The sequence below is a fragment of the Micromonospora sp. WMMD964 genome (assembly GCF_029581455.1).
Lineage (GTDB): Bacteria > Actinomycetota > Actinomycetes > Mycobacteriales > Micromonosporaceae > Micromonospora.
The window spans coordinates 4629017-4654380 of sequence record NZ_CP120860.1 but is presented as its reverse complement, the minus strand read 5'-3'; the positions used below and the strand labels follow the sequence as shown (position 1 = coordinate 4654380).

The window sequence follows — 25364 nt, the reverse complement described above, 5'->3', positions numbered from 1 at the left end:
TCGAGAGGTTCCTGGCCGCATGACTACCCCCGCCCTCCTGCGATCCCGTGGCACGCTGGCCGATCTGCTCTCCGGCCGCAGCAACGGCATCGGGCTGATCCGACTCTGCCTCGCCGTCGGCGTCGTGCTGTCGCACTCCAAGCCGCTCGGCTTCGGGGCAAGCGACCTCGGCTACCACCTCACCGGTCGGCAGACCAACGTCGGCACCATGGCCGTCTACGGCTTCTTCGTCCTGTCCGGCCTGCTGATCACCCGCAGCGCCCGGCGTACCGGTCTGATCCGCTACGCCTGGCACCGGGCCCTGCGCATCTTCCCCGGTCTGTGGGTCTGCCTGCTGATCACCGCGCTGGTGGTCGCCCCCCTCGTCGCACTGCGCGAGCACGGCAGCACGGCCGGCTTCTTCGACGACCCCTGGGAGCCCGGCGGTCCGCTCGCCTACCTGCAGGCCAACTGGTGGACCGGCGTTCGCCAGTACGGCATTCACGATCTGCTCCGGGACACCACCCCGTGGGGCGACAAGAGCAACTCCAGCGTCTTCAACGGCGCCCTGTGGTCGCTCAAGTACGAGATGTTCTGCTATGTCGTGGTGGGTGTGCTCGCCGCGACGGCGGTGCTGCGCAACGCCCGCCGGTTCGTGCTGTTCCTGACCGTCGCGCTCTACCTGAGCATCCTGCAGGACTGGGTGAGTTCCGGGCAGTTCAGCGGCCCGGTGTCGACGGCGAGCTGGTCGTTCACCTCGCCCCTGGTGGGCGGCATGAGCTTCCACTACATCGTCTACCTGGGCTTCCTCTTCGCCTTCGGCGCCACCCTGGATCTCTACCGGGAGCGGGTGCCGGTCAACGACGCGCTGGGCATCGGCTCGGCGGTGGCGCTCGGGCTGTCGCTGCTGTTCGGCGGCTTCTTCGTCATCGGTCTGCCGGCGTTCGCGTACCTGCTGGTCTGGCTGTCGGTGCGGATGCCGCGCCAGTTGCACTGGGTGGGCCGTAAGAACGACTACTCGTACGGCATCTACATCTACGGCTTCGTCTTCCAGCAGGTGATGGCGAGTCTCGGCTGGAGCCGTTGGGGCTACGTGCCGTTCGCCGCGATGTCGGTGGCCGCCGCCTTCGCCGCCGCGTTCGTCTCCTGGAAGCTGGTCGAGCGACCGGCGCTGCGGTTGAAGGACTGGACGCCGGGCTTCGTGGCCCGCCGGTCCACTCCGGCGGTGCCGCCGGAGCAGCAGACCGCCGTCGCCGAGGAGCCACCCGGGACGCCGCCCACCCAGGTCGGCGGCCCGACGCAGGAACTCCCGCAGCAACCCGCCACGCTGGTCCCCGGCCGCTAGCCCGGCCGGGGTAGCCCGCCCGCCACGCTGTCTGCGGGCGGTGGCCCGCCCGGCACGCCCCCGCGTCGTACTCTCGGGGGCGTGGCCACGGCGGCGGAGGAGATCCGGGTGGGGGAGCGGCTGGTCCGCGTCTCCAGCCCCGACAAGCCCTACTTCCCGGAGCGAGGGCTGACCAAGCTGGACGTGGTCCGCTACTTCCTGGCGGTGGGCGACGGCATCCTGCGCGCGCTGCGGGACCGCCCGACGATGCTGGAACGCTGGCCGCGCGGTGTCTTCGAGGGAGCGACGATCGCCACCCGGCAGACCAACCGGGGCGACGCGTTCTACCAGAAACGGCTGCCGGCGGGCGCGCCCGAGTGGGTGCGCACCGCCCACATCACGTTCCCCAGTGGCCGCACCGCCGACGAGATCGCGCCGAGCGAGCTGGCGGTGGTGATCTGGGCCGCCAACCTCGGCACGCTGCGGTTCCACCCGTGGCCGGTCAGCGCCGCCGACGTGGAACGCCCCGACCAGCTCCGCATCGACCTCGACCCGTTGCCCGGCGTCGGCTTCGAGCAGGTCGTGCCGGTGGCTCGGGAGGTCCGTGCCTTCCTCGCCGAGTTGGGGATGACCGGCTATCCGAAGACCACCGGCGGGCGGGGCCTGCACATCTACCTGTCGATCGAGCCGCGGTGGGGCTTCGGTGAGTGCCGCCGCGCGGTGCTCGCGTTGGGCCGGGAGATGCAGCGCCGGTTGCCGGAACTGGTCACCACCACCTGGTGGCGCGACCAGCGGGACCGGCCGGTCTTCGTGGACTACAACCAGATGTCGCGCGACCACACGATGGCCTCGGCGTACTCCATCCGCCCCACGCCCCGGGCGCTGGTGTCGGCCCCGTTGGAGTGGGCCGAGCTGGACGACGCCCGCCCGGAGGACTTCGACGTGCTGTCCGTGCCGGCCCGCTTCGCCGAGCGCGGCGACCCGCACGCCGGCCTGGACGGCGACCGGCACTCGTTGGAGCCGCTGCTGGAGCTGGCCGACCGGGAAGGCCTGGAGGCCCCGCCCGTCCGGTGAGCCGGGTCAGGCCCACGGGCTGCCTGCCCCGTCGAACTCCTCGAACACCAGCCAGGTGCGGGTGGACAGCACCCCGGGAATGCTCTGCACCCGGCCCAGCACCACGTCCCGCAGCGCGGCGTTGTCCGGCGCGCGGACCAGCGCGAGGACGTCGTGGTCGCCGCCGAGCAGCGCGGCGTGCTCGATGTAGCGCACCCGGGCCAGCTCGGCGGACACCTCCCGCCAGGTGTTCTGCTCGATCGTCAAGGCGATGTACGCCGAGGTGCCCAGCCCGGCCGCCTCGGGCGCCACCTGGGCCCGGAACCCGGTGATCACCCCGTCGCGCAGGAGCCGCTCCACCCGCGCGTACGCGTTGGTGCGGGAGATGTGGATCCGCTCGGCGAGGGTCCGCACCGACGTGCGGCCGTCCCGGACCAGCTCGTCGAGGATCCGTCGATCCACCTCGTCCAGACCTCGGGCCGATCGTCCCGATCCCGCCGCCCGGCCCGCTCCGTCGGCGGTCTCCTGGCTCACTGTCGGCCCCTCTGCATGCCAACCGTCCCGCCTTCCGCGTGGATCTTGAGTCAATCATCCGACAGGCGGAAGCATAGGCCCACCACACGTCCCAGGAGGTTCCGCCGTGACGACCACTCCCCAGGCGGTCCGCAGGGCATCCCCGCGCACCCGTCGAGCGGCCACCCCGCCCGACCCGGCGCGTCCGCTGCTGCCGAACACCGAGCCGGTCCGCCTGCTCGACCCGACCGGCACGCCGCTGCCCGCCCGCACCGACTACCCGGAGCCGCCCGTCGAGGTGCTGCGCGAGCTGTACCGCCGGATGGTGCTCGGCCGCCGCTTCGACACCCAGGCCACCGCCCTGACCAAGCAGGGTCGCCTGGCCGTCTACCCGTCCTCGCGGGGCCAGGAGGCGTGCCAGGTCGGCGCGGTCCTCGCGGTCCGTGACACCGACTGGGTCTTCCCCACCTACCGCGAGTCGATGGCTCTGGTTGCCCGGGGCATCGACCCGGTCGAGGTGCTCACCCTGCTGCGCGGTGACTGGCACTGCGGCTACGACCCGACCGAGGTACGCACCGCGCCGCAGTGCACCCCGCTCGCCACCCAGTGTGTGCACGCCGCCGGGCTGGCGCACGGCGAGGCGTACCAGGGGCGCGACACGGTGGCGTTGGCCTTCATCGGTGACGGCGCGACCAGCGAGGGCGACTTCCACGAGGGGATCAACTTCGCCGCCGTGTTCAAGGCGCCGGTCGTCTACTTCGTGCAGAACAACAGGTACGCGATCAGCGTCCCGCTGTCCCGGCAGACCGCCGCGCCGTCGCTGGCGTACAAGGGTGTCGGGTACGGCGTACCGAGCGAGCAGGTCGACGGCAACGACCCGGTCGCGGTGCTCGCCGTGCTCACCCGCGCGGTCGCCCACGCCCGCGCCGGCAACGGTCCGTTCCTGGTCGAGGCGCACACCTACCGGATGGAACCGCACACCAACGCCGACGACGCCAGCCGCTACCGCGACGGCGCCGAGGTCGACGCCTGGCGCGACCGGGACCCGCTCGCCCGCCTGGAGACCTACCTGCGGGCCCGCGGCGTCCTCGACGACGCGGCCGTCGCCGAGGTCGCCGAGCAGGCCGAGGCGTACGCGGCGGACCTGCGGGCGCGGATGAACGAGCAGCCGACCGTCGACCCGCTGAGCCTCTTCGACCACGTGTACGCCGAGCCCACGCCGCAACTGGTCGAACAGCGCGAGCAGGTCCGCGCCGAGCTGGCCGCCGCCCGCGACGAGGAGGGTGACGCCTGATGGCCACCACCATGGCGAAGGCGCTCAACACCGCGCTCGCCGACGCCCTCGCCGCCGACGACCGGGTCGTCGTCTTCGGTGAGGACGTCGGTCAACTCGGCGGCGTCTTCCGGATCACCGACGGCCTGCAGGCCCGCTTCGGCGAGGACCGCTGCTTCGACACCCCGCTCGCCGAGGCCGGCATCGTCGGCTTCGCCGTCGGCCTGGCCATGTCCGGGCTGCGGCCGGTCGTCGAGATGCAGTTCGACGCGTTCGCGTACCCGGCGTTCGAGCAGATCGCCTCGCACGTGGCGAAGCTGCGCAACCGCACCCGGGGCGCGCTGAGCGTGCCGATCGTCATCCGGGTGCCGTACGCCGGTGGCATCGGCGGGGTCGAGCACCACTGCGACTCGTCCGAGGCGTACTACGCGCACACCCCGGGACTGAAGGTGGTCACCCCGGCCACCGTCGAGGACGCGTACTCCCTGCTGCGCGAGGCGATCGACGACCCCGACCCGGTGGTCTTCATGGAGCCCAAGAAGCTCTACTTCGCCAGCGCCGACGCGGAGCTGCCCGCGCGTGCCGAGCCGTTCGGGAGGGCCGTCGTGCGTCGCCCCGGGCGCGACGCCACCCTCGTCGCGTACGGGCCGGCGGTGCCGGTCGCGTTGGAGGCCGCCGAGGCCGCCCGGGAGGAGGGCTGGGACCTGGAGGTGGTCGACGTCCGCACCATCGTGCCGTTCGACGACGCCACCATCGCCGCCTCGGTGCGGCGTACCGGCCGCTGCGTGGTGATCCAGGAGGCGCCCGGCTTCGCGGGGGTCGGCGCGGAGATCGCCGCCCGGGTGCAGGAGCGCTGCTTCCACGCGTTGCACGCCCCGGTGCTGCGGGTGGCCGGGCTGGACATCCCGTACCCGGCGCCGATGCTGGAGCACACCCACCTGCCCGGCGTGGACCGGGTGCTCGACGCGGTGGCCCGCCTGCAGTGGGACGACCAGCCGGACGCGCGTTGGGCGGCGGCATGACCACCGTCGAACGAACCCAGGTCTTCCTCCTGCCCGACCTGGGCGAAGGGCTGAGCGAGGCCGAGATCGTCGAGTGGCGGGTCGCCGTGGGCGACGTGGTCACCGTCGACCAGAGCGTGGTCGAGGTGGAGACGGCCAAGGCGGTCGTGGACGTGCCCTGCCCGTACGCCGGTCGGGTGGTCACCCTGCACGGCGCGGCCGGTGAGGTACGCCCCGTCGGCCAGCCGTTGATCACCATCGCGCCGCTGGACGGCGGCGACGAGCCGGCCGGGCACGCCACCTACCGCGAGGAGGAGCGGGCCGGTTCCGGCAACGTGCTGATCGGGTACGGCACCGGCCACGGCGGCGCCACCCGCCGTAGGCGTCGGCCACGACTGGCCCTCGCCCCCGAGCCGGTCGGCCCGGCGGACCCGTCCCGGTCCGACACTGTCGGGTCCGACGCCGCCGGATCTGACGGCTCCCGGTCCGACACGGCCTGGTCCGACACGGCCTGGTCCGACACGGCCGGGTCCGACGGCGGGCCGACGGCTGGTCGTACCTCCGCCGGAGACGCCGCGTCCGGCGGCCCGGCGCCATCGACGGCCGCCCTGGTCATCTCGCCGATCGTGCGTCGGTTGGCCCGCGAGCGCGGCATCGACCTCGCCACCGTGCGGGGCACCGGGCCCGGGGGCGTGATCCGCCGCGCCGACGTGGAGGCCGCGCTGACCGCACCCGCCGCCCGGCTCGCCGCCGTCCCGGACCCGCACGTCGCCCTCGCACCGACCGGGGAGGGTGACGTGATCGTCCCCCTCACCGGCGTCCGCAAGGCGATCGCCGACAAGCTCTCCCGCAGCCGGCGGGAGATCCCCGAGGTGACCATCTGGGTCGACGTGGACGCCACCGGTCTGCTGGAGACCCGCGCGGCGATCAACGCTGCCACCCCGGACGCGCCGGTGAGCATCCTGGCGCTGCTGGCCCGGATCTGCCTCAGCGGGCTACGCCGGTTCCCGCAGCTCAACGCCCGGGTCGACACCGAGGGGCAGCGGATCGTCCAGTCCGCCGGGGTGCACCTCGGCATCGCCGCGCAGACCGACCGGGGTCTGCTGGTGCCGGTGCTGCGCGACGCCCACCGGCTCACCACCGCCGAGCTGGCCGCCGAGCTGACGGCGACCACCGCCGCCGCACGCGCCGGCAGCCTGCCCCCGGCCCGCCTGACCGGCGGCACCTTCACCCTGAACAACTACGGGGTGTTCGGCGTCGACGGCTCCACCCCGATCATCAACCACCCGGAGGCGGCCCTGCTCGGGGTCGGACGGATCGTGGACAAGCCGTGGGTGGTCGACGGGCGACTCGCCGTCCGCAAGGTGACCCAGCTCAGCCTCACCTTCGACCACCGGGTCTGCGACGGCGGGGTGGCCGGTGGCTTCCTGCGGCACGTCGCCGACTGCGTGGAGCGCCCGGCGCTGCTGATCGCCGCCGTCTGACGCGTACCCCCAAGGTCCCGGCGTCGCCCGTGCGGCGCCGGGACCGACGCACGTCCGGGCCCACGGCGCGGCGATCGGGCCGCTCTCTCCCGACGGTGTCGTCCGGGCCGGGTTTCCCGGCCGCCGCACCGGGAAGTCGGCCCCGCCGGAGCGCACCGACCGCGTCGAAGGGAGCCGGCCCGTGGCGAACGAGCTGATACTCAACTCGGTCCGGGTGCGCCGGCCCGCCGCGGCCGGCGCGCCGCTCTACTGCGACGCGTTGGAGTACGGGCTGACCGGTGACGGCTCGACGAACGACCAGCCGGCGTTGGCCGCCCTCGTGGACCGCCTCGGCGCCGGCTACGCCTCGGACGGGCGGGCCCGGGTCATCTACTGCCCGCCGGGTATCTACTCGATCCGGGACGCGGGCACGGTGTGGCGCAGCGGCGTGTCGCTGATCGGTGCCGGTCCGGCGGCGACCCGGTTCATGCTCAGCAACGAGGGCAACCGGGCCGACCCGACCCCGTTGGCGTTCTGGACCACAGTGCAGCACGGTGCCGACCGGGACCGGCACATCGCCGACTGCACCTTCGCCGACTTCCAGATCGACGGCTCGGGCGTGGCGATGGCCGAGTACAACTACCTGGCCAAGGGCCTCGGCCTGCAATACGTGGTGCGCGGCGTGTTCCGCAACCTCTACATCCACCACACCGCCGCCACCGGGTTGGGGTGCGACTTCCTCCAGGACTCGCTCATCGACGGTGTGGTGGTGGTGGGCTGCGGCCGCCTGGACAACGGCGAGCAGATCGGCGGAGCCGGCATCGGGGTCGGTATCGGCGGGTGGGGCACGATGGAACGCCTGACCATCGCCAACTGCACCGCCCTGGCCAACGGCACCAACGGCATCTTCCTGGAGTTGCAGAAGGACTACTGGGAACCACCGCGCGGCTACCGCATCGTCGGCTGCCACAGTCAGGGCAACCGATTCGGCATCTCCGACTGGGGCGCCGACGGTCTGATCGTCTCCGCCTGCACGATGACCGGCAACCTGGAGACCGGCTTCGACGTGTCGGCGCAGGGCACCGCTGCCGTCGCCGGGCGGGGCGGGCTGCTCACCGACTGCGTCATCGACGCGAACCTGCGCGACGGCGTCAGCATCGGCAACAGCCCCGGCCCGTACACCGTGCGGGGCAACCGGATCAGCGGCAACGGTCGGCACGGCTACCACGCGCAGAACCTCGGACGCGGCTACCAGGGCACGATCCGGGACGTGGTGATCGAGAGCAACGAACTCTGGGGCAACGGGTTGGACGCGGTCCGGATCGACCACCAGATGAGCGACGCGGTGCTGCTCAACAACCGGATCCGCAACAACGGCCGGCAGTACGCGCAGGGCGCCGGCGGTGCCGGCGACGCCGTCCGCTACAGCGAGCGGACACTCGTGGACCGGTCGGCCACCTGGCCGCACGACGGCCACCGGGGCAAGGTCCTGCGGGTCGGGCAGGCCGTCGCCATGGTCGCCGCCAACAGTGGCGACGAACTCATGCTCGCCCCGGTCCGCCCGGACGCGTTCACCGCGTGGAGCGGGGACGTGCCGCCGCCCGGGTGCGGGTACGAGCTGGCCCCCGCGCCGCACCGACGGGCCGGTGTCACGATCGACGCGCCGTTCGACTCGGCCACCATCCGCGGCAACCGGATCTGGGACAACCACGACAACCAGACCCAGACCCACGGGCTCTGGATCACCGAGCGCGGCAGTTGTGTGGACTGCCGGGTCGAGGACAACGACCTCGCCGGCAACGCCGACGAGGGGATGCGGCTGGACACCCCACCGGTGGGTGGACGCTGGCGGGACAACCACGTCGACAGCGACTGGAGCTGAGCGGCGGATTCCCGCGTCCGGCGGGGGTCGGCGCCCGACGACGTGCGGCGGCGGCCGGAGCGTTCCGGCCGCCGCCGCTGTCATCGTCTACCGGTCAGCCGGCCAGGCCGGCCACCGGATCCGGGTCCAGCACGACAGTGGCCGAGGCGGACTGCGGCGGTACGCCCGGCTCGGTCGGCGCGTCGGTGTACTCGGCGACGAACACCGCGGTCAGATTGTCCGCGCCGGCGTGCCCACCGTCCACGAAGGTCGGGATGCTTCCGGTGCAGCCGGTCGACGTGGACAACGGGTGTCCGTGCTCGTCGTGCCCGAGCACGTAGGTGACCGTCACCCGGGAGCAGTCCACCGGCAGGTCGTCGGTGACCTTCACCTCGTACGCGACGGTCTGCCCGAACTGGAAGGGCTGCCCGGCGACCGGGGCGACGAACTCGATGACCGGCGCGGTCGGCCCGACCACCAACGGCAGCGTCGCCGAGGCGGACCGGCCGGTGCGGTCGGTCACCTTCAGGGTCGGGGTGTACGAGCCGTTCTCCGCGAACGTCCAGGACGGGTTCGGGTCGGTGCTGTCCACCGAGCCGTCCGCGTTGAAGTCCCACGCGTAGGTCAGCTTGTCACCGTCCGGGTCGGTGGTGCCGGCGCTGGAGAACGCGACGGTCAGCGGGGCCTGCCCGACGGTCGGGGTGCCGCTGATCTTCGGGATCGGCGTCCGGTTGCCGCGGACGAAGTCGATCCGGGCCAGCTGCGCGTCCGGGTTCTCGGCGAAGTAGCCGTCGCCGTACTCCAGCACGTAGAGCGAACCGTCCGGGCCGAACTCCATGTCCATCGGGTTGTCCACCACGATGGAGGGGACCACCGAACGGATGTCCGCGACGTTCCCGTTGGAGTCGAGGCGGAACTCCTTGATGTAGTCCCGGGTCCACTCGTAGAACAGCGGCACCCCGTCGTAGTAGGCCGGCCACCGGGTACGCGACGTGCTGGTGCCGTCGTAGTCGTACGCCGGGCCGCCCATCGGGCCGATGCCACCGGTGCCCAACTGCGGGAACTCCCCGGAGGCCGCCGAGGGGTACCAGACCTCCGGCTGCTCGACCGGCGGCAGGATCCGCTTGCCCGTGTTGTGGGGCGAGTCGTTGACCGGGCGCTTGCAGTTGAACTTCGCACCCGACTCGCCGGTGGCGAAGTCGTAGTCGCGGTACGCGATGGTCGGCGTCACGCAGTACGGCCAGCCGTAGTTCGCCGGCTTGTCGATGAGCATCCACCGACCGTGCCCGGCCGGACCGCGCTCCGGGTTCGGGGAGGACGCGTCCGGCGAGTAGTCGGCCAGGTACACGTCGTCGGTCCGCTTGTCGACGGCGAACCGGAACGCGTTGCGCAGCCCCATCGCGTAGATCTCCGGGCGGGTCTGCGCCGTCCCCGGCTTGAACAGGTTGCCGGCCGGCACCGTGTAACCCCCACCGGGCTTCACCTTGATGCGCAGCAGCTTGCCGCGCAGGTCGTTGGTGTTGGCCGAGGTGCGCTGGGCGTCGTACGCCGGGTTCCGGTCGGCCCGCTCGTCGATCGGGATGTAGCCGTCCGAGGCGAACGGGTTGGTGTCGTCACCGGTCGACAGGTACAGGTTGCCCTTGCTGTCGAAGTCGATCTGCCCGCCGACGTGGCAGCAGATGCCCCGGTCGGTCGGCACGTCGATGATCTGCTGCTCGCTGGCGAGGTTGAGCTTCATCCCCTCCAGCTTGAACCGCGACAGCCGCAGCGCGCCCTTGAACCGCTGCCAGTCCGCCTCGGTGCCGGTCTCCGGCGCGTCCCCCTCGTTGACGTCCGGGGTCGCCGGGTCGTCCACCGGAGTGTCCATCGGCGGCGAGTAGTAGAGGTACACCCACTTGTTCTGGGCGAAGTTCGGGTCGATCGCGACCCCCTGCAACCCCTCCTCGTCGTGCTCGTACACGGGGATGTCGGCGGCGAGGGTGTTCAGCCCGGTGCGCGGGTCGTGGATGCGGACCTCACCGGTGCGGGAGGTGTGCAGCACCCGCAGGTCGGGCAGGACGGCGAGGCTGATCGGCTCGCCCGGGAAGTCGTTCAGGGTCACTTTCTGGAAGCTGCTGTCCGGCGGTGCGGCCGGTGCGGCGACTGCTGCTGACGGCGGCACGGTCAGGCCGGCCGTCACCAGCAGCAGGGCGGACACGAATGCGGTCCTGTTCATCAGGTCGTCCCCCGAGGTGGTTTCAGTACCGAAGTGAGGCGAGATAGTCGAAGCCGACCCGGGCGGTGTCCAGGGCGTCGGCGGGGGAGCGTGGCGGGGTGCCCGCGTCGTCGCGCTCCACGATGTACTCCTCGATGCCGGCCTCCCGCTCGTGCGCGAAGATCCGCCCGAAGTCGATCAGGCCGTCGCCGAGGTCGGCGAAACCGCCCTCGACGTCGAGGTCCTTGACGTGGACCTGGCGGATCCGGCCACGGTTGGCCCGGATCACGTCGACCGGGTCGTGCGCACCGCGCCAGGTCCAGTAGAGGTCCAACTCGAAGTGGACGAGCCGCGGGTCGGTCTGCGCGGTGAGGATGTCGAACCCGGTCGAGCCGCCGGTCAGCGGCACGAACTCGAGCTGGTGGTTGTGGTAGCCGAAGTCGAGCCCGGCGCGCTCGGCGAGCCGCCCGGCCTTGTTCAGGTCCCGAGCCAGGGCACGGTAGACGGCGGGGTCCCGGATCGGCTGGCCGGCCGCGTCCCGACCGAAGTACGGGTGGACGATCTTCTTGCTGCCCACCACGTTCGCTTCCTCAAGGGCCTGTTCCCAGGTGGCGGCGTCGAACGGCTGCGGAATGCCGGTGTGCCCGGAGGTGGCGCGCAGCCCCGCCTCGTCGAGTGCCGCCCGGAACTCCGCGGCGGTGCGTCCGACGAAACCGGCGTGCTCCACCCGCCGGTAGCCGATCCGGCGCAGCGCGTCCAACGTGCCGGGCAGGTCGGCGGCGAGCTGGTCGCGCAGCGTGTAGAGCTGGATGCTGATCCGGTCCACCGGCACCCGGCGCCGGCCCTGCGCCGATGCGGCGGGCGCGGCGCCGGCCGGCCCGGCGAGCAGACCGGCGGCGCCGACGGCGGCAGCGGAGACGGTCGCGGCGCGCAACACTCCACGCCGGCTGACCCCCTCCGACGCCGGTGTCGGCTCCGGTCGGTTGATCTGTCGATCCATGGTGGTGGTCCCTTCCTGACGGCTGGCACACCGTCGGCGGCGGTCGACCGGTCTGCCGTCGCCCGGGCGCGCCGAACCGGCCGGAGGCGGGCTCCGGCTGGACGATGACGGACGGCGCTCGGGTGCGGCCCGGCCCCGTCAGGAGCGGAACACGGCGACCCGGCAGGGGTGGCGGCAGGCTGATCGACTAATGGGCAACCCTCTATCTAGATCGTGACCCTACCCTTGCCCCCGGACGAAGGCAAAGCTTCGTCGCGTTCGGCAGAAGTTTCGCTCCAACTGACAAAAGCGAGCTGTCGAGGTGCGCCGGCCGGTATGACCTCCTACTTCCGCGCCTCCGGCGTCCGCGCCTCCGGCGTCCGCGCCTCCGGCGTCCGCGCCTCCGGCGTCCGCGCCCCCGGCGTCCGCGCCCCCGGCGCCCGCACCTCCGGCGCCCGAGGCGCCAGCGGGCGCGCGGGTCGCACGTTCGCCGCCTCCTTCGGCCTTGATCCACTCGGTTTCGCCGATGTCGGGGTGTCCCCGGCGCTCGGATACCGCGATTTCGGCGAACCGGAGTGGATCAAGGGGGTACGCCGCCTTCGGCCCGGTTCACCTCAACCGCCGCGAGAGGGCGTCATCCGGACAGCCGGCGATGCTCGTCCCAGAGCGCGGCAAGCGGCACGACAGGGGCCGGTGAGCCCCTATGCCACCAAGGGGAACATTCTCGGAGAATCGTGCCGACAAATGCGCTGACAATTATTTCTGAATGCCGTAATCGCGCATGCCCGGGAAGCGAGAATGTCGGCATAGGGAAGCCGAAAACGGGGGGACTGAACATGACGTGTAGGCGGCGATTGACGCTGTTGGCGGTAACCATCGCGGCCGCACCACTCGTCCTGGGTGGGTGCACCGCCGACCGGGAGTCCGCGACCGGCTCGGCCAAGAAGCACGCCGCCCCGCCGGAGCTCGCGGTCACACCGGGGGACAAGACCCGGGACGTGCCGGTCAGCGCCGAGGTGGGCACCGTGGTCAAGGGAGGGCGGGTCACCGGCGTACGGCTGACCGACGACAAGGGCAAGCAGGTCAACGCCGAGCCGCGCGAGGACGGGTCGGGCTGGGTACCGACCGCTCCGCTGCAACCGAAACGGACCTACACCGCCGAGGTGACTGCCACCGGTGACTCCGGTGCCACCACCACGCGCACCACCACCTTCACCACCATGGCCAAATCGACCAAACCGCAGGTCACCAGCACCCTCTATTTCGTCGGTAATCGGACGTACGGCACGGCGATGCCGGTTACCGTCGCGTTCGACCCGGGAATTCCGAAAGAGGCCAGAGCGGATGTTCAGCGGCGCTTGTTCGTGAAGACGAATCCTCCGCAGCCCGGCACCTGGTCATGGCTTGAGGACGGAACTCAGGTCTATTACCGGGCCCCCGATTTCTGGAAGCCGGGTACGACGATCAGCGTCCGGGCCGGTCTGGAGGGCCTGCCGATCGGCAAGGACAAGGTCGGTGACGCCGAGCGGACCGCGACGTCCAAGATCGGGCGACAGGTGTCGCTGGAGATCGACAACGCGACCAAGCAGATGACGGTCCTGCAGGACGGCAAACAGCTCCGCCGGATCCCGGTCAGCCTGGGCAAGCCGAGCACGCCGAGTTCGAGCGGCAAGATGGTGATCATGGAGAAGCACGAGCGGACCACCTTCGACACCCGCGGTGAGCCCAACGGCGGCTACGTGGTCGACGTCGACGACGCTCAGCGCTACACCTGGGGCGGCGAGTTCATCCACTCCGCCCCCTGGTCGGAGGGGGACCAGGGCAACACGAACGTCTCACACGGCTGCGCCAACGTCTCCGCGACCGCGGCTGACTGGTTGATGGGGGTGACCCAGGTCGGTGACCTCGTCACCGTGAAGGGCACCGAGGTGGAGCTGCAACCGGGCAACGGCTGGACGGCCTGGAACGTGAGCTGGGACGAGTTCGTCCGAGGCAGCGCGTTGCCGGTGCCGCCGGGGCTCAAGCCCGCGCCGCTCGCTCCGGCCCACCCGGGTGCGGTGGCCGGCGGCTCGCCCGCCCCGGCACCCTCGGTCAGCGGCCGCTGATAAACACGGCGGTCGAACGGGCCGGTCCGCTGCGGCGAACCGGCCCGCCGCCGCGCGCGTGCTCCGGCGACCCCGGCGTTCACCCCAGGGGTACGCGGGCCACTCCCGGCCCGATCAGGCTGCCCAGCCAGAGGTGGTCACCGTGCTGGCGTACCCCGGTGATCATCCAGTAGTGCCCGTTCGGGCCGTGCAGCGTCCGGCGGACCCTGCCGTCGCCGTCGACGAGCGCCACCAGCCCGTAGCGGCGGGGCTGCGGCTGCATCGCGTCGGGCAGCAACGCGGCGAGCTGGCGCAGTCGCGGGTGCGGCAGCAGCCGCTCGGCGATCGGCACCCGAGGACTGGGCAACGCTATCCAGTACGTGCCGTCGCCCACGGCGGCGAGATTGTCCGGGTACGCGGGCAGGTCGGCCAGAACCCGCACGCCGCCGCCCAACTCGACGCGGAGCAGACGGTGGGTGCTGGTCTCCACGAGCATCAGGGCCGACTCGTCCGGCGTCAGCGCGATGCCGTTGGGGAAGTACAGCCCGTCGGCCACCACCTCGGTGCGGCGGCTGCCCGGCCGGTGGGCCAGCACCCGGCCGTTGGGGCGGTGCTCCAGCAGGTCCCGCTTCCAGTGTGAGACGGGGAACCGGTCGGAGGAGTCGGTGAAGTAGACGGTGCCGTCGCGGGCCACCGTCGCGTTGTTGGCCAGGTGCACCGGGGGTGCGGTCCCGGTCAGTTCGTGCACCGCGCCGTCCGGGGTGACCCGCAGCAACCCGCGGTACGCGTCGCACACCACCAGCGCCTCACCGGACGGGTCCGCCTCGATGCCGAGCGGCCGGCCGCCGGTCTCGGCCAGCAGCCGGGGTCGGGTGCCGGCCGGCGCGTCGACCGGCCACCACCAGAGCCGACCCTCCTCGTCGCCACTGATCACCCGGCCGGCGTCGTCGACCAGCACGTCCTCCGGGCCGACGGCCCCCTCGGGGAGGGGCAGCAACTCGACGTGGTCGAGCCGACGGTCGGTGGGTGCCCACGCACCGGCCAGCGCCGGGGGAACCGTCGCGGGTTCGCGGACGGGGCGGATCAGCCGAGGCGGCCGCGGCCGGGGGATCAGCATCGGCCTATTCTCCACCGCCCGGTGCCGGCTACCGTCGAGCAGCGCCGGCGCGGCGCGCCGCGCACCTCGGTCGACGGCGGGCTGTCCCGGGTCCGGACCTCGACCCGCCGGAGCTGCTCAGCGCCCGGACGGAGCAGGGGTGGAGGCCCCCCGAGCCTCCACCCCTAGGGGGATGAGCGCCACCTCGGGGTATGACCCTGGGCGTACCCGGAATCACTCCGCCGAGGGGCGAAACTGTCGGAGGTGGCGGCTAGATTTCTTGGCATGGGAGAGGGCAGCGACCGGCTCGACGTGCAGGTCAGCGTGGGGGACCGGGTGGTCGTCATGCGGGTGGCGGGCGAGATCGACATCGCCACGGTGGCGGCGTTCCGGTCGGCGTTGTGGTCCGCGCCGGCTCGTCGGGTGATTCAGCTGGAGTTGTCCGATCTGCGGCTGCTCTCCGCCGCCGGCGTCCGCACGCTGCTCGCCGCGCACCTGCGCGTCCGGGCCTGTGGTGGCGAGCTGGTCCTGGTCGACCCGACCCCGGTGGTGGCGCGGGTGCTGCGCGCCAGCGGTCTACACCGCGTGATGGAGATCCTGGAGCCGGCCAAGGTCGTCACGGCCGCGCGTCGCACCGGCGCGGCGACGGCGGACCTGCAGTTGGCCGCCTGATCCGCCCGGTCCGGCGTGGCGCGGGGTCGCCGGCGTGAGCCGACGACCCCGCGACCCGGTCAGCGCACGCCGAGCAGGTCCACGACGAAGATCAGCGTCTCGCCGGGCTTGATGACACCGGCCGCGCCCCGGTCGCCGTACCCGAGGTGTGGCGGGATGGTCAGACGGCGACGGCCGCCGACGCGCATGCCGACCACGCCCTGGTCCCAGCCGGCGATGACCTGACCGCCGCCGAGCGGGAACTCGAACGCCTGGCCACGGTTCCAGGACGAGTCGAACTCGCCGCCGGTGGAGTGCGACACGCCGACGTAGTGCACGCTGACCAGTTGGCCGGCCTCCGCCTGCGGGCCGTCGCCCACGGTGATGTCCTCGATCACGAGGTCGGCGGGCGGTGCACCCTCGATCGGACCCACCTCGGGCTTGCCGGATCGGGCGCCTGCTGCCTGGTTCATGCGGGGATCTCCTGCCGTGTCGGGTGATGTGTCCGGTCACCGTCGATCCTGCCGGATCGCACCTCACCGATGTGCGGCGGACCCGCTACCTGCTCGATCGCGCCCTTGCGCCCCCGCACACAGCCCTGCGGAGAGTGCACGAGCCGCGCGGCGCGGCGGGGTCCGTCAACGGGTCGGCGGGCGTCACCGGGGGTGGTGACGCCCGCTCAGGGGTGGTGCGTGGTGGTCAGCGCAGCCAGGGCAGCCGCTGGACGACGGGCAGCGTCGCCCACACCCGGCCGAGGCCCCAGGTGTGGCCGGCGTCGACCAGTGCCAGGATCGCCAACACCGCGGCGTAGATCAGGTGGTCGTCCATGAAGGGGTTGTTCTCCGGAGGCAGGACGGCGGTCCACATCAGGACCAGCAGCAGCCCACCGGTCACGGCGGCGATCCGCAGGCCGATGCCGAGCAGCAGGGCGACACCGATCCCGGCCAGGCCGATCATGAACAGCCAGTCCGCCCAGGCGGCACCGGCGATCCCGGTGTACAGGTCCTGGAACGGGCCCGTCACCCCGAAGGTCAGGAAACCCCGGGTGGGGCTGCCCCCGTTGATCCAGGCGTTCTTCGACTCGGTGGCCATCCCGAGGCCGAACATCTTGTCGACGAACGCCCAGAGGAAGATCCAGCCGAGCGCCAGTCGGGTGCCGGCGAGGAGGTACCGGACGGCCCGTCCTCCAGTGGTGGCGGTCGTCGGAGCGGTGGTCTCGACGGTGGCCCGGTCGGTCGTCGCGGTCATGGTCTCCACGTCCCTTCTCAGTCTCGCACCGCACGTCCCGGTGGCATCTCCAGTGGACGCTTCCGGCGCTGCCGGTGGCAGGGCCGACCGACCGCGTCGACCCGGGACCTTGGACCCTCTTGCGTCCGGCCGGGCCGGGTTCGCGGGACCGCCGACGCGGAGTCGGCCGGTCGCCTAGGCTCGGAGAACGGCCGCCCGGCGGGGTGACGGGCGATGCACCGTGGTCGGCGCGGGAGGGCTTCGGTGGCGGAGGCGACGGTCACGATCCCGCTGTGGGCCTGGGCGGCGGTCGGCGCGGTGATCGCCGTGATGCTCGCCGTGGACGTGCTCCTGCACCGCGACAACCACGTCATCGAACTGCGCGAGGCGCTGCTGTGGAGCGCCGTGTGGATCGGCGCGGGCCTGCTGTTCGGGTTGGTCGTCTGGTGGGGCCTCGGCGGCGACCCGGCCATCGCCTACTTCTCCGGCTATCTGCTGGAGAAGGCGCTCTCGGTGGACAACGTGTTCGTCTTCGCCCTGCTCTTCGGCTACTTCCAGGTACCACCCGGCTACCAGCACAAGGTGCTGTTCTGGGGGGTCGTGGGGGCGCTCGTCTTCCGTCTGCTGTTCATCTTCGCCGGTGCCGAACTGCTGGACCGGCTCACCTGGGCCGGGTTCGTGCTGGGCGCGTTCCTGATCTGGACCGGCTGGCGGCTCGCCGTACGCGGGAAGCCGGACGTCGACCCGGAACGCAACGTCGCGGTCCGGCTGTTCCGGAGGCTGGTACCCACCGACGCGCGCTACCACGGCGACCGGTTCACGGCCCGGGTGGCCGACCGGCGCGTCGCGACGCTGCTGCTGGTGGCGCTCGTCGCCATCGAGGCCACCGACGTGGTGTTCGCCATCGACTCGGTGGCGGCGATCCTCGCCATCACCACGAACACCTTCCTGGTCTGGACGGCCACCGCGTTCGCCGTGCTGGGACTGCGCAGCCTCTACTTCTGCCTCGCCGGCCTGCTGCGCCATTTCGGCTACCTGCGGTACGGGCTGGCGTTCCTGCTGGCCTTCGCCGGGTTGAAGCTCATCCTCGCCGAGACGCCGGTGGGCAAACTGCCGGTCTGGTTGACCCTCGCGGTGGTGGTGCTGACCCTGGTGATCGCCATCGGCGCCAGCGTCCTGGCCGCGCGACGTGCCCCGCATCCGCGGCACTGATCATGCCGGTCCGGTCGACGTGGCAGGGGTCAAGGTGGGCCGGGTTCGATCCGGGCGGTCACGTCGAGGTGCGCGGGGGCGCAGCCGGCTGTCGTCGCGAACCGGCGGACCGCGGCGTCCACGTGCTCGCGTACGCCGTCGGTCGGTGTGCCGGCCGCCACCTCCACCCGGATCCACACGTCGGGTCGCTGCGGTACGCCGGTGAGCACCACCCGTGCGTGGCGTACCCCGCAGCCGCCGGTGGTCAGATCCCGCTCCAGCGCGCCGACCAGCACCTCGGTGGCCAGGCGGGTACGGCCGGGGCGGTGGCCGGGGCGGCTCAGCACGCCGCGTAGCGCCCGGCGGGGTCGGCGCAGCTCACCCGCCAGCAGGCGCTGCCCGGCCAGCGCGGCGACCACTCCGGTGACCGCCGCGGCCAGCGTGCTCCACGGCGCGGCCGTCCGCCACGCGTCGAGGGCCGGTCCGAGGAGTGTCGCGTCCGGATCGTCGGCGGGCAGCATCCTGACGCTGACCCACAGCGCGGTCGTTCCGAACGCCACCAGCACCAGCGCGACGATCGTCCACAGCAGGCGGTGTGCGGCGTCGGTCATGCCGGCCGCCGCCGGGTCCGCAGCCGGACCTCGATCCGGCCGGTACGGGGTGAGGCGAGGCGACGCAGCTCCTGGCGTACGGCGAACTCGACCTCCGTACGGGCTGCGGGGTCGCCGGTGGCGTGCACCCGGGGGCGCCAGGTGTCTCCCCGTCGCCGGACGCGCACCCGGGTCCGGCGGACGCCGGGCACGGTCCCGACCGCGCCGGTCAGCCGGCGTTCCACACACCGTCTGCGGAGGTGCCAGCCGTCCCGCTCGTCGATCCGCAGCCGGGACGGTGTCCAGCGGCGCAGTTGGGCGACCAGGATGACCAGGCCCAGCAGGACGGTCGTCCCGGCTCCGACGCGGACCTCCGGGTCGGGCCACCGGGTCGTGGTCAGCGCGTCGTACCAGCCGGTGGGGGCGAGCGACGCCGGGCGGCCCAGCGTGACCAGCAGCGCCTGCACGGCCAGCAGCACACCACCGGTCAGTAGCGCGACGGCCAGCAGGGTCGAGGCGGCACGGTTGACGACGCGCATGCCGGCCTCCGACCAGCGGACCGGCCGACCCGTGGGGGCGTCGTGCGCTCCGGGGACGATCAGGTCGTCCACGGTGATGGTCACGGCGGCCACGGTGAGTCCGGTTCCGGCGGCCACCCGGTCGGCGACGGCGGCCCGGACCGCCTCGGCGACGACCGGCACGCCGTACCCGTAGGTGGTGACCAGGTGCAGGTCGAGTCCCACGGACCGGTCGACCAGCCGGACGGTGGCCGGGTGGATGCCGGTGACGCCGGGCACCTGGCGGGCCGCGTCGACCGCGATCCGTGCGACGTCCGCCGTCACGTCGGTCTGCTGCGGGGTACGCCTGCTGCGGATGCCGTCGCCCGGGCTCCCGGCGTTCGGCGCGGAGCCGGCCGTCAGGGCGGACGGGCCGACGGCCACGGGTCGTGGTGGCAGTCGATGGTGGCGTCCCGTTCGATCGGCGCGGGGGCGTCGGAGGATGGTCGGATCACCGGACCGTCCCGGGCGACGGGCGCGGCGCGGGTCGTCCCGGCGCTGGCGGGCGCCCCGACCGGCGCGGGTGCCGAGCTGCTGTCGCGACATGCTGACCTCCCCGGCCGGTTCGCTACCGGCGACTCCGCTGGATACACCTCAGCGGAGTCTCCGGAACGCCGCTTGAGTGTGACGTGGCTCACAGATGCAACCGGGCCGGTGGCCGACCGGCGCGGTCAGGCGCGCCGCCGAGGCGTACACCATGATCGACCGCCTAGACTCGGCCCGGCTCGACCGACCGGCGGATGGATCAGGCAGATGACGAGCATCGGCAGCGACGACCGCGGTTGGCTGCGGGCGGTATCCGCCGACGGCGGACGCGACACGCTGACCAGCCGCGCCGGCCAGCGGGTCCACGCGAACCGTCGGCTCAGTGACCTGGTTCAGGGGCGGCCGCCCGGTGTCACCGGCAGTCAGTGGAGTTCCGCCAGCCGGGCCGGCTTCGACTTCGTGGTCTGCGCCGCCGACACCGGCCGCGCGGTCGTCGCCGTGGAGATCGGCCCGGTCGCGTCCGCCGGCTCCGCCGAGCAGCGCGTGGAGCGACTGAAGGACGCGGTGAGCGCGGCCGTCGGCCTGCCCGTGCTGCGGATCGGTTCGCCGACCCTGCGGGCGACCGAGCACGGGCGTCGCCTCGTGGAGTACGTGATCGACGCCCGCGCCTACGTCGCGGGCGGTGCCGGAGCGACCCCCTCCGGCGACGAGCCGGTCCCGACGGGCTTCCGGGACATCCTCGGTCGGCTGCCGGACGGTCGTACCGGCGCGGTCAACGACCTCGGCGCGTTGACCCGGGCGGCGGTGGTCGACGCCTACGTGGCCGGGCGGGTGGCCGACCCGATCGTGCGCGGGCTGCACGTGCGTTGGGCGGACGGGTCGGCGCAGGGGTGGAGTTGGGTGCAGGTCCGACCCGACGCCTGCCTCGTCGAGCGGGTCTCGGTGACCGAGCACCGCTTCTCCTGCGGCATCGATCCGGCCCGACTGGCCGAGGACCTCGCCACGGTCGCCGTCGGGGAGCGGCTGCGGGAGAACGCGTTCTCGGACCTGGTGCCGCGCGCCGAGTTGACCGCGCAGATCGTCGCGCTCAGCCGGCGTCGCGATGAACTGGTCGGCGGTTTCGCCTTCGACCACCTCTGCGCCGACTGACGCCCCACCCGTTCCACCTGCTGATTCACCGCCGCGCACCGGCTCCGTGTCGGGTCGCGGCAATTTCCTGTGAACTGGTTGAACCTTCCCGGTCGCCGCCCCGTACTCCTGCGCGAATGAACAGGATCTCCCCACTCGCGTCGTCGGGACCCGGGGGACGGTGTGGAAAGGGCATCGTCGGCCATCGACGCATTACCGGGTAGGTCACGGTGGTCGCCGCCGTGGCGTGCCATCTCACATCCGTCGGTCCGCCGAGGGCAGGAATCCACTACCGGATCGAGAAGGAGAGCAATTCGATGCGCAGGTCCACACGGGCGCGCCGGTCACCCGGCAACGCGCGGAGCAAGCGTCTGCTGGCCGTTGTCGGCACGCTCGCGGTCTTCGGCGGAGTCGTCGCCGTGACCCAGATTTCGTCGGCCCAGGACCGGCGGACCAATAAGCCCCGCCCGGCCGCCGGGCAGTGCGTGGAACCGAGCCCTGGCGCGACCGCGCCGACCGGTGGCGGTTCCACCAGCCGGACCTGGCAGAACGGTCGGTGGGTGCGCAACCACTGGGGTGACGGGCAGCAGTCGGTGCCCGAGTGTGAGGACGGCAAGGACGGCACCGTCGGCACCGGCACGGCCATCGCCTGCCCGGACGTGACGGCCAAGCTGCCGCAGGTGCCGGACCGGGCGCGGGCCGAGGTGGACCGCAACCTCGCCCAGCTGCAGGCGCAGATCGCCGAGGCGGACCGCCGCCTCGCCGCCGAGGGCAACAAGGGTGAGGCGTTCATCCGCAACGCCATCCTGCAGCCGTTGGCCGGCAAGCGGCGCGCGGTGTTGGACCGCATCACGACCGCTATCGACCGGGTCGGTCCTCGACCGCAGGGCCTCGCGGAACTCGCCCAGTGCACGGTGCAGCCGACCAACAACGGTGGCGGCAACAACGGCAGTGGCAGCACCCCGACCCCCACCACCAGCACCGGCGGCAACAACGGTGGCGGCAACAACAACGGTGGCGGCAACGCCCCGGGGGCCGGGCTCGGCGTACTGGCCAACGACTGCGACGAGAGCCGCCTCCAGCCGCACGACGGCTTCCAGAACGGCAACCGCTGCGTGAGCACCGAGTTCGGTGAGGTCGGCGCCGCCGCGAACAACCCGTCGCTGCTCATCACCCAGTTCCCCCAGCAGGTCGGCCAGAACCAGGCCTTCACCCTGCGGGTCAGCACCCGCAACCTGGTCCGCGACCGCTTCCTGGCGGCCGGTCAGGGCGGCTACTACGTGGAGAGCTCGCTGCTCAACGCGCAGGGCCTGGTCCGGGGTCACTTCCACACCGCCTGCCGGATGCTGGACAGCCTGACCACGCCGCCGGAGCCGCAGGAGGTGCCGGCGTTCTTCGTCGCGACCGAGGACGGCCGCGGCGGGGCCCAGCCCGACGAGGTGACCATCCAGGTTCCGGGTCTGCCGGAGTCCGGCACCGCGCAGTGCTCCGTCTGGGCCGGTGACGGCTCGCACCGTCTGCCGATGATGGAGCGCGCCAACCAGACCCCGGCGTTCGACTCGGTGCGCATCACCGTCAACTGACCGGACGTACCGAAGGCGGCCGGCCACCCGGGGGCGACGATCCCCGGGTGGCCGGCCGCCGCGTCGTCAGGGTCACCCGGACAAGCCGACGGGGCCCCGCCGTTTCCGGCGGGGCCCCGTCGTCGACTCGCGCGTCAGCGGCTCTTGTACGCCTCGACGACCTCGACCGGGATCCGGCCCCGTTCGGAAATCTTGTAGCCGTTCTTGACGGCCCATTCCCGGATTGCTCGGTTCTGCTCCCGATCCATTCCCGCGCCGGTGGGTCGCCCCGGACGCCGGACCGAGCGGGCGCTCTCGACCGGGCCGCGCCCGATACGCCGACCCGCATTGATGTAGGGATCCAGTGCCTTACGCAGGACGCCGGCATTCTCGTCCGAGACGTCGATGGTGTACGCGACGCCGTCGAGGCTGAACTCGACCGTCCGATCGGCCTTCCCGCCGTCGAGGTCGTCGGTCAGGACCGTGATTACTTTTCTCGCCATTGCCGATTACTCCCTGTGTGCGGCGGGATGTGTCCAAAGTCTGACCTATCACCCCGGTAATCCGCAACAATTTGCCTCCCATTCATTCGGCGCGTCGCGATTCCGTTACCGAGCAAAACCGTGAATCGGGGCGATGAAGGAGCCTCATTCGCCGAGAAGGCCGGCGTGCCCGGCGATGGCGGCCGCCTCGGCCCGGTTGGAAACCCGCAACTTACGCAGCAGCGCGGCGGTCATTCGTTTCACCGTCCGCTCCGAGACATGCAGTTCGTCGGCGATGTCGACGGTGTTGCGGCCGGACGCGATCGCCCGCAGCAACCGACGTTCCTCGCCGTCCAGGTCGACGGCGGTCATGCGGGTGGGCCGGAGCATGGCGTGCAGCAACTCGGCCGGCAGGACCGCCCACCCGTCGAGGACCGCCCGCAACGGGGACAGCAGCGCCTCCGGTTCGCTGGTCTTCGGCAGGAACCCCTCCGCGCCGGCCCGCAGCGCCTCCAGCGCCGGTGCCGGATCGGCCGAACCGGACATCGCGACCACACGTACCCGGGGGGTGGTCCGGCGGATCGCGGCCACCGCCCGGATGCCCCCGGGCGGTGGCATGTGCAGGTCGACGAGGGCCAGGTCGGGGCGGCACCGACCGACGAGCGCCGCGGCGGCGGCGGCGTCGCCGGTCGAGGCGACCACCTCGGCCCGGCCGTCGGTGCTGACGGGGAGCAGCAGTTCGAGGCCGCGGACGAAGAGGGGGTGATCGTCCACGACGACGATTCGCATGGTGGAGGCTCCCGGCATGTCTGCGCCGTTCCCCAGCGGGTACCGATCATGCGGGTACGCACCGAACGAGGGGAGTCGGGTGGATGCGCGCACGCCAGGGTCTGCGGGACCTGCTGCGAGGGTTGCGCCGGATCGAGCCCGCTTCGGGTGACCTGCGAGCACCGCTCGCCGATTCGGAGTTGCTGTTGCGGGTGTTGTGCCACGAGTTCCGTACGCCGATCAGCACCCTGACCTCGCTCACCCGCGCGCTGGCCGACGAGCACCGCGAGTTGAGCGGCGCCGACCGGCGGGCGATCACCGAGTTGTGCCGCGACCAGGCCGTCCACCTGCAGAGCCTGCTGCGCGACGCGGCCGCCGGCACCGGCGCGCTGGCGCCGGCGCCCCAGCCGGAGCCGACCGCCCCGCTCGCGGACATCCTGCGCGAGGCCGCCGCGCTGGTGCCGGCCGGCCGGCGGCGGGTGCGGGCCACCCGGCTGGCGGGCTCCTGCCCGGTGCCCGCCAGCCGGATCCGTCAGGTGCTCGTCAACCTGGTGGAGAACGCGCTGCGGCACGGGCCGCCGCAGGGCCAGGTCGGGCTGTACGCCACACTGCGGGGCTCCGGCCTGAGCGTGCTGGTGACCGACGAGGGCCGCGTGGACGACGCGCTGCTGGTCGCGTTGCGCCGCCCGGCCCCGGCGGTGGGGATGTCCGGGTTGGGGCTGTGGATCGTCCGGCGGTTGCTCGCGGTGGACGGGGGAGCGCTGCGGGCGCATCGGCTGCGACCGCGCGGGGTGGCGCTGGAGGTGCTGCTTCCGGTGGCTCGTCCGGCGCGCTGACCCCACCGGGACACGGGTTGGCCCGGCCGGGTCAGCGAGCGGGGAACGGCCGCAATGCCAACGTCCCAGACCCAGGGGGTCAGATGTTCAGTCACGTCAAGGACCTGCAGTTCGAGGCCAAACCGGACGGGCCGGACGCCGCGTTCGCCCGCCGCCTGCAGGAGGTGCTCGGCGGCAAGTGGGGCGAGATGACGGTCGCCAACCAGTACCTGTTCCAGGGCTGGAACTGTCGGTTGCCCGGCAAGTACAAGGACCTGCTGCTCGACGTCGGCACCGAGGAGATGGGCCACGTCGAGATGATCGTCACGATGATCACTCGGCTGTTGGACAGCGCGCCGCTGTCGCTGTCGGAGGGCATCGCGGAGGATCCCGGTGGGGCGGCGATCTACGCCGGCTCGAACCCGGCGCACTTCATCCACGGTGGTGGTGGCGCGTTGCCCGCCGACTCCAACGGGGTGCCCTGGAACGGCGCGTTCATCACCGCGAGTGGCAACCTGCTGGCCGACTTCCAGCTCAACGTCACCGCCGAGGCGCAGGGCCGGCTCCAGGTCGCCCGGCTGTTCCAGATGACCGACGACCCGGGCGTCAAGCAGATGCTGCGCTTCCTGCTGGCCCGCGACACGATGCACCAGAACATGTGGCTGGCGGCGATCGAGCAGCTCAAGGAGGACGGGCTGGAGGACATGCCGGTGCCGGAGGCGTTCCCGGACTCCGGTGACCTCACCGACGAGTACGGCTACACGTACCTCGGGTTCTCCTCGGGTGCCGATGCGGCGCAGGGGCGTTGGGCGTCCGGACCGTCGCCGGACGGCAAGGGCGAGTTCCGGTACGACGACAACCCGCGAGCGAACGCCCCGGAGCCGGTGTTGCCGCCCGGGGACCCACGGCTGTACGGCACGAACCCGGGGGCGGCCGGAGCGCTCACCTGAGGTGTCCCGTCGGGTCGCCCGCCGCTGACGGACGGCCCGACGGGTGCGCCGAGCAGTGGCGTGGGTCACAGAGCGGAACAAGGGGAACGCTTTGTTACTTGAGCCAGACACGCTCAACTCAAACGTGATGGCAGGTG

Annotated in this window: 23 protein-coding genes; 13 read left to right on the top strand and 10 right to left on the bottom strand. The window is 72.3% G+C overall.

The window, feature by feature from the left end; all coding sequences use genetic code 11:
• The first annotated feature begins 19 nt into the window (after nucleotides 1–19).
• Complete coding sequence (locus O7616_RS21455) at nucleotides 20–1324, top strand: acyltransferase (protein WP_282303624.1); 1305 nt, start codon at nucleotides 20–22, stop codon at nucleotides 1322–1324.
• Between the two features lie 81 nt (nucleotides 1325–1405).
• Nucleotides 1406–2377 (top strand): DNA primase small subunit domain-containing protein, encoded by a 972-nt coding sequence (locus tag O7616_RS21450; protein ID WP_282303623.1) that lies wholly within the window; start codon nucleotides 1406–1408, stop codon nucleotides 2375–2377.
• Nucleotides 2378–2383: 6 nt separating this feature from the next.
• On the opposite strand, the gene O7616_RS21445 is transcribed toward O7616_RS21450, so the two are convergent.
• On the bottom strand, nucleotides 2384–2890 hold the full coding sequence (locus O7616_RS21445; protein WP_282259334.1) for an Lrp/AsnC family transcriptional regulator: 507 nt from the start codon (nucleotides 2888–2890) through the stop codon (nucleotides 2384–2386).
• 106 nt (nucleotides 2891–2996) lie between these two features.
• Between O7616_RS21445 and pdhA the strand changes: the two genes are divergently transcribed.
• From pdhA to O7616_RS21425, 4 genes are all read left to right on the top strand, one after another.
• Nucleotides 2997–4163: a pyruvate dehydrogenase (acetyl-transferring) E1 component subunit alpha gene (gene pdhA, locus O7616_RS21440; RefSeq protein WP_282303622.1), complete on the top strand. Its 1167-nt coding sequence runs from the start codon at nucleotides 2997–2999 to the stop codon at nucleotides 4161–4163.
• The gene (locus tag O7616_RS21435; protein WP_282307687.1) at nucleotides 4160–5164 is read left to right on the top strand and encodes an alpha-ketoacid dehydrogenase subunit beta; all 1005 of its coding nucleotides are present in this window, start codon (nucleotides 4160–4162) and stop codon (nucleotides 5162–5164) included. Before pdhA ends, O7616_RS21435 begins: the two co-directional genes overlap by 4 nt.
• On the top strand, nucleotides 5161–6627 hold the full coding sequence (locus tag O7616_RS21430; protein WP_282303621.1) for a dihydrolipoamide acetyltransferase family protein: 1467 nt from the start codon (nucleotides 5161–5163) through the stop codon (nucleotides 6625–6627). The genes O7616_RS21435 and O7616_RS21430 overlap by 4 nt, the downstream gene beginning before the upstream one ends.
• 181 nt (nucleotides 6628–6808) lie before the next feature.
• Nucleotides 6809–8488, top strand: coding sequence for a right-handed parallel beta-helix repeat-containing protein (locus O7616_RS21425; protein WP_282259337.1), 1680 nt, complete (start codon nucleotides 6809–6811; stop codon nucleotides 8486–8488).
• A gap of 94 nt (nucleotides 8489–8582) precedes the next feature.
• On the opposite strand, the gene O7616_RS21420 is transcribed toward O7616_RS21425, so the two are convergent.
• Together O7616_RS21420 and O7616_RS21415 are read right to left on the bottom strand one after the other, a co-directional pair.
• Nucleotides 8583–10682 (bottom strand): PQQ-dependent sugar dehydrogenase, encoded by a 2100-nt coding sequence (locus O7616_RS21420; RefSeq protein ID WP_282303620.1) that lies wholly within the window; start codon nucleotides 10680–10682, stop codon nucleotides 8583–8585.
• A gap of 22 nt (nucleotides 10683–10704) precedes the next feature.
• A complete protein-coding gene (locus O7616_RS21415; RefSeq protein ID WP_282303619.1) occupies nucleotides 10705–11661 on the bottom strand; it encodes a sugar phosphate isomerase/epimerase in 957 nt (318 codons plus the stop codon).
• Nucleotides 11662–12476: 815 nt separating this feature from the next.
• On the opposite strand from O7616_RS21415, the gene O7616_RS21410 reads away from it, so the two are divergent.
• Nucleotides 12477–13745 carry an Ig-like domain-containing protein gene (locus O7616_RS21410; protein WP_282303618.1) on the top strand — a complete coding sequence of 423 codons (1269 nt, stop codon included), beginning with the start codon at nucleotides 12477–12479 and terminating at the stop codon, nucleotides 13743–13745.
• 79 nt (nucleotides 13746–13824) lie between these two features.
• Here the strand turns inward: O7616_RS21410 and O7616_RS21405 are convergent, their stop codons facing one another.
• The gene (locus tag O7616_RS21405; RefSeq protein WP_282303617.1) at nucleotides 13825–14841 is read right to left on the bottom strand and encodes an SMP-30/gluconolactonase/LRE family protein; all 1017 of its coding nucleotides are present in this window, start codon (nucleotides 14839–14841) and stop codon (nucleotides 13825–13827) included.
• A gap of 264 nt (nucleotides 14842–15105) precedes the next feature.
• Here O7616_RS21405 and O7616_RS21400 point away from each other — a divergent pair, with 264 nt between their 5' ends.
• The gene (locus O7616_RS21400) at nucleotides 15106–15492 is read left to right on the top strand and encodes an STAS domain-containing protein (protein ID WP_282303616.1); all 387 of its coding nucleotides are present in this window, start codon (nucleotides 15106–15108) and stop codon (nucleotides 15490–15492) included.
• A 59-nt stretch (nucleotides 15493–15551) separates the two neighbouring features.
• On the opposite strand, the gene O7616_RS21395 is transcribed toward O7616_RS21400, so the two are convergent.
• Together O7616_RS21395 and O7616_RS21390 are read right to left on the bottom strand one after the other, a co-directional pair.
• Nucleotides 15552–15944, bottom strand: coding sequence for an FKBP-type peptidyl-prolyl cis-trans isomerase (locus O7616_RS21395; protein ID WP_088989476.1), 393 nt, complete (start codon nucleotides 15942–15944; stop codon nucleotides 15552–15554).
• 226 nt (nucleotides 15945–16170) lie between these two features.
• On the bottom strand, nucleotides 16171–16728 hold the full coding sequence (locus O7616_RS21390) for a hypothetical protein (RefSeq protein WP_282303615.1): 558 nt from the start codon (nucleotides 16726–16728) through the stop codon (nucleotides 16171–16173).
• A gap of 234 nt (nucleotides 16729–16962) precedes the next feature.
• On the opposite strand from O7616_RS21390, the gene O7616_RS21385 reads away from it, so the two are divergent.
• On the top strand, nucleotides 16963–17910 hold the full coding sequence (locus O7616_RS21385; protein WP_282303614.1) for a TerC family protein: 948 nt from the start codon (nucleotides 16963–16965) through the stop codon (nucleotides 17908–17910).
• A gap of 29 nt (nucleotides 17911–17939) precedes the next feature.
• Here the strand turns inward: O7616_RS21385 and O7616_RS21380 are convergent, their stop codons facing one another.
• Both O7616_RS21380 and O7616_RS21375 read right to left on the bottom strand, forming a co-directional pair.
• Complete coding sequence (locus O7616_RS21380; protein ID WP_282303613.1) at nucleotides 17940–18500, bottom strand: hypothetical protein; 561 nt, start codon at nucleotides 18498–18500, stop codon at nucleotides 17940–17942.
• Nucleotides 18497–19582 (bottom strand): Asp23/Gls24 family envelope stress response protein, encoded by a 1086-nt coding sequence (locus tag O7616_RS21375; RefSeq protein WP_282303612.1) that lies wholly within the window; start codon nucleotides 19580–19582, stop codon nucleotides 18497–18499. The genes O7616_RS21380 and O7616_RS21375 overlap by 4 nt, the downstream gene beginning before the upstream one ends.
• A 207-nt stretch (nucleotides 19583–19789) precedes the next feature.
• Between O7616_RS21375 and O7616_RS21370 the strand changes: the two genes are divergently transcribed.
• Together O7616_RS21370 and O7616_RS21365 are read left to right on the top strand one after the other, a co-directional pair.
• Nucleotides 19790–20671 (top strand): DUF2726 domain-containing protein, encoded by an 882-nt coding sequence (locus O7616_RS21370; RefSeq protein WP_282303611.1) that lies wholly within the window; start codon nucleotides 19790–19792, stop codon nucleotides 20669–20671.
• Nucleotides 20672–20967: 296 nt separating this feature from the next.
• Nucleotides 20968–22233, top strand: coding sequence for a hypothetical protein (locus tag O7616_RS21365; RefSeq protein ID WP_282303610.1), 1266 nt, complete (start codon nucleotides 20968–20970; stop codon nucleotides 22231–22233).
• 134 nt (nucleotides 22234–22367) lie between these two features.
• Here the strand turns inward: O7616_RS21365 and O7616_RS21360 are convergent, their stop codons facing one another.
• Nucleotides 22368–22715, bottom strand: a complete 348-nt coding sequence (locus tag O7616_RS21360) for an Lsr2 family protein (RefSeq protein WP_238672224.1) — start codon at nucleotides 22713–22715, stop codon at nucleotides 22368–22370.
• A 144-nt stretch (nucleotides 22716–22859) separates the two neighbouring features.
• Nucleotides 22860–23483, bottom strand: a complete 624-nt coding sequence (locus tag O7616_RS21355; protein WP_282303609.1) for a response regulator transcription factor — start codon at nucleotides 23481–23483, stop codon at nucleotides 22860–22862.
• A gap of 83 nt (nucleotides 23484–23566) precedes the next feature.
• On the opposite strand from O7616_RS21355, the gene O7616_RS21350 reads away from it, so the two are divergent.
• Nucleotides 23567–24298 (top strand): HAMP domain-containing sensor histidine kinase, encoded by a 732-nt coding sequence (locus O7616_RS21350; protein WP_282303608.1) that lies wholly within the window; start codon nucleotides 23567–23569, stop codon nucleotides 24296–24298.
• Between the two features lie 83 nt (nucleotides 24299–24381).
• Entirely contained in the window at nucleotides 24382–25227 is an 846-nt protein-coding gene (locus tag O7616_RS21345) for a manganese catalase family protein (RefSeq protein ID WP_282303607.1), read from the top strand.
• The last annotated feature ends 137 nt before the right edge of the window (nucleotides 25228–25364 follow it).